Below are 3,911 nucleotides of genomic sequence, written 5' to 3'. Positions count from 1 at the left end.
AGCACTTTTCTAAATTCCGACCAAATTGCTTCGCTTCGCCGTAAGTCGCTTTTCCTGTAGCCACGTGAACCGCGAAATCATACATCTGCTTCATCGGCTCAACATAGTCTTTCATCAGCGTGTTGGCCATGGCTTTGTTTAGCTCGGCCTGCAAAGTCGAATTTCTAGAAATCTCGGTTAGCACCTTCGCCATTCCCGGCAGCGTCTCTGTATATAATCTACTGCTGAATGGGTTCAATCGGCTCGCCAGTTCCGCATATTCGTCTATGTTTGCCTCAATTTGCTCCACTCGGCCCTTATGAATAGCTTGCATCATTTCTCTTCCAAACCCAGGGATGACACGGTCTGGATTTACGATGGTAGCGTTTTGCGCCAAATTCAGTAGCGACTTTGTAATCTTGCCATCCGTTGCAATATCGTCTAGTGAAGCCTTAACAGATCCCTCAACGGCTCCCATCACGACGAGCTGCTGGAAGAACACCACATCCATCAGAAAATCTTTATCATATTTTCCGGTGATCGGCCCATCATAGAGATCTAATTTCTTCAACGCTTCCTGCATACGCTTGATGTCCGCTGCATCAACTTCTTTATTATACTGCTCAACTCGTAGCTTCTGCTCTTTCGCCCATGCCTTCGCAGCCCAGTTGATCGTGTCCAGATTCGGTACCATCTGACGAATATTGAGTGTCGCGCCATCACTAAGCGGCTTCAACCCTTGATTGAAATAATACGCTGCTGCTTCGCGATTGGCATCCTCAATGGCGAGCCAAACGTTCGTTTTGGCATTCACGACAAGCTCATTCTGAACATCGATATTAAACTTCGGAAGGACATGCTCACCTTGCGTCGCTTTCGTGTATTTATCTAATTGATTGTAAGCTTCCGTAAGCTGATTCAATTGGCTTTGTGTCGCTTCTCTCACTACCCGCTGCACGGTATCGATGTCAGGGTTGATCTGCCAGCTCCAGATTTCCTTTTTGTTATCATAAATCTTCTCGGCCAACTGCATCAACGGATTGTCATTTACATTGAGCGTTGTAAGCTTGGCCGCTCTTGCTCGTTGGATATCATCCAATATCGCGTCTTTTCTGGCGTCTATTGCTGCCTCTTGATCCTGATTTCCTTTGTAAACGACGCTTGCCACTGAGATACGAATGATCTCGTCGTTAAGTTGATCGAGCTTCGTGTTGAACTCTGTTGATAACGTAGCAAATTCGTTTTTGCTCATGCCCTTCAGCTTATCCGCGGCCAGCTTCATAATCTGATCGTCCATCGTGACAGCTGCCGCCCAAAAATCTGATTTTGCTTTCAGTATGACTTCATTTGCTTCATCTAGCTTCACAATCCGATCAGCAAGCCCATTCGCACCCAGCACATTCTTCGCAATGACCTTATACTTCTCCAAGCTAGCGTCGGGAGCCAGCAGATTCTCCTTGCGCGCCCACTCCCTGCTTTTCAATTCATAGAGGAAGTCGTCGACCTTGGATTGCGCGAGCGTGGTGTTGCGCCGGATGTTAAGCGTTGCGCGCGTTATGAGGTTACGGGATAACAAAAAACAGATCGCTCATGGTAATGTCTCACCATAATCGACCTGTTCAATGTAACAACATAGCGCTACTTAAACTATGAAATTAATGCATATGATAAACTTAGATATAAAACACTGGCGCCTACACATACATACAATACAACAATAAAAAAACTTTTTCCGGTATTATACGGGTTAGGCTTTGTTATTGATTAGATATTGGATGCTGACGAATTTCTCAGAGCTACAAGAGTAATTCAAATTACTTTTTGTCATCATGTAAGTTAATCGCCATTCTGTTCATTGTCATATTTCGCCAATGCACTATCAGTTATATCCAATGGTACTTCCGATGCATAACTACGTATTCCTGATTCAAGGTATATAAAGCTATTTTCACCAATCTCGAATTCCCTATGATGCATTTTTACTATAGTACCTCTTTCAAGCAAGCTAATCAATGGATCATATAGATTCTCATTTCTTAACGCCAGCGCCTCACCCTCATCAACTAAATAAGCCCTCTATATAATGCTTACATGCCAGTTTGTTATACAAACTTAATTCAGTTACTTTCGGACACATCGCTTCAATATTTAAAATAAAATCTTTTTTTAGTATATTAGCAGCACTAAAAAAAGCCGTTTTACTGTCTTGGGATATGTCGACAAAGAACATGGCTGCTCTTCTAATAAATTCTTTTGCGAGCACTAAATCAGATTTCCTGTTGGTATATTTCATGTTATTCCAATCTATCTTATTAACTCGCCTAGTTGCCTTACTGCAATTTTCATTCATGATTTTTACTCCCTATTTTAAAATACCTTTAACTGATTCAATTAAATCTCTAAGTTGTCGTGTGTCACTGATGTTACACAACCCTCCTATATTCCTCCTAATTAACGAACGCAAAAAAGCTCTTTCCTACCTCCTAGTTCAAGTGAGGAAAGAGCTTTGAAAGTTTATAACGTGTTTAAGTTGTATCGTATTCTCAGTTATCTAGCGCATCTAAAGTTTCATCACTAATATCTAGTGGTTCCTGTTCATCCCAAGCAACATCTGCAATTACAATAGAACTACCATTTATATATATATATCCTTCCCTTCTATAGAAAAAACCCCCTCTTTCATATAATTTTATTACTGGCTCAAACAGATCCTTGTTATCCAAAGCAATTGGATTTTCTTCATCGATAAGAGCGCATAATTCAAGATAACTCGTAACGAGAGCTTTATGGTAAGAATTGTTTATTTCATTCAATATTTCAAGCATCTCAATGTTTTCTTTTGGCTCAGTGATCGAATTTGAAATCATAATAAAAGGGGGTACACAAGTACCTGGATGATCTTTTAGAAATTTGGTTGCTCTTCTTAAGTACTCTCGACACAAATAACCTTGTGATACGGCTTCCTTTTCTCCAAGACAACTCCAATCTATTACGGAAATGCGTTTAATCGCCTGCTTTAAAAATCCCACTTTCATTCTCCTCTTTCTTTTTCTATTTGTTTTTCTATCTTACCTTGTTCTTTAAGATTATAGCTAAACGCTCCATCAAACTCACCCTTAGGTTGGGGATCAGCTGCGTCGTGTGCTCCTGGAGGTATAGAACCAAAGGAATTCGAGTCAGGATGGTATGCCTCAGGATTCTTATATGGGTATCCTTGCTTCATAAGTTTAATTTCCGTAAGCTCATGTTTAATCATTTGTTGTAACCACTCTTTTTGTGATTGCGTTAATTCTTTCTCTTGCTGAGCTTGCTTCCATGCATAACCAAAATCAGCATCTGGAGTAAATTGCCCTACCCTATAATTTCTATCATCCAATGCTATGTTATGTGAATCAAAAAAGATATGTTGCTTTACAGCCTTTATTTCCTCTACTGATAATCCAGTATTTTTTGCGACCTGCTCAATATCTTTCATCCCCACACTTCTAATCTCATCATAGTACTTTGATGCAAGCCTGTAATTTGCTTCATCAGGTATAGTGTCAAATGTCGGTTTATAATTATCTACTCGGTTGTATTTACTCCAATCAATCTTTGTAATATTAACTGAAACATCACCCGGCCCGTTCAAATCCACTTCCTTATCCGCTTTTCTCTTCAATATCGCCTTACCCGCATCAGCCAAACCTTCAACTAACTTCGGCGCCACCTTCGCCAGCGCGGCACCCACGCCCTCCGTCAAGCAAGCAACCGCAATGCCTTCCAGCACTTTTTCTAAATTCCGACCAAATTGCTTCGCTTCGCCGTAAGTCGCTTTTCCTGTAGCCACGTGAACCGCGAAATCATACATCTGCTTCATCGGCTCAACATAGTCTTTCATCAGCGTGTTGGCCATGGCTTTGTTTAGCTCGGCCTGCAAAGTCGAATTTCTA

Annotated in this window: 4 protein-coding genes; all 4 read right to left on the bottom strand. The window is 41.1% G+C overall.

Translation table 11 applies throughout. The features are described 5' to 3' along the window. Positions 1-1,555, bottom strand: a 1,555-nt coding sequence (locus PAECUDRAFT_RS24195; protein ID WP_006040797.1) for a hypothetical protein, incomplete at its 3' end; no start/stop codon positions are given. Between the two features lie 483 nt (positions 1,556-2,038). After that, positions 2,039-2,329: a hypothetical protein gene (locus PAECUDRAFT_RS24190; protein ID WP_006040796.1), complete on the bottom strand. Its 291-nt coding sequence runs from the start codon at positions 2,327-2,329 to the stop codon at positions 2,039-2,041. A 193-nt stretch (positions 2,330-2,522) separates the two neighbouring features. Next, positions 2,523-3,014: a hypothetical protein gene (locus tag PAECUDRAFT_RS24185; RefSeq protein ID WP_233516816.1), complete on the bottom strand. Its 492-nt coding sequence runs from the start codon at positions 3,012-3,014 to the stop codon at positions 2,523-2,525. Next, the coding region (locus PAECUDRAFT_RS26045) for a hypothetical protein (RefSeq protein ID WP_006040794.1) at positions 3,011-3,911 on the bottom strand (901 nt) is incomplete at its 5' end. The genes PAECUDRAFT_RS24185 and PAECUDRAFT_RS26045, both read right to left, overlap by 4 nt.

The sequence above is a fragment of the Paenibacillus curdlanolyticus YK9 genome (assembly GCF_000179615.1).
GTDB lineage: Bacteria > Bacillota > Bacilli > Paenibacillales > Paenibacillaceae > Paenibacillus_T > Paenibacillus_T curdlanolyticus.
This window is presented reverse-complemented; position numbering and strand designations above follow the sequence as displayed.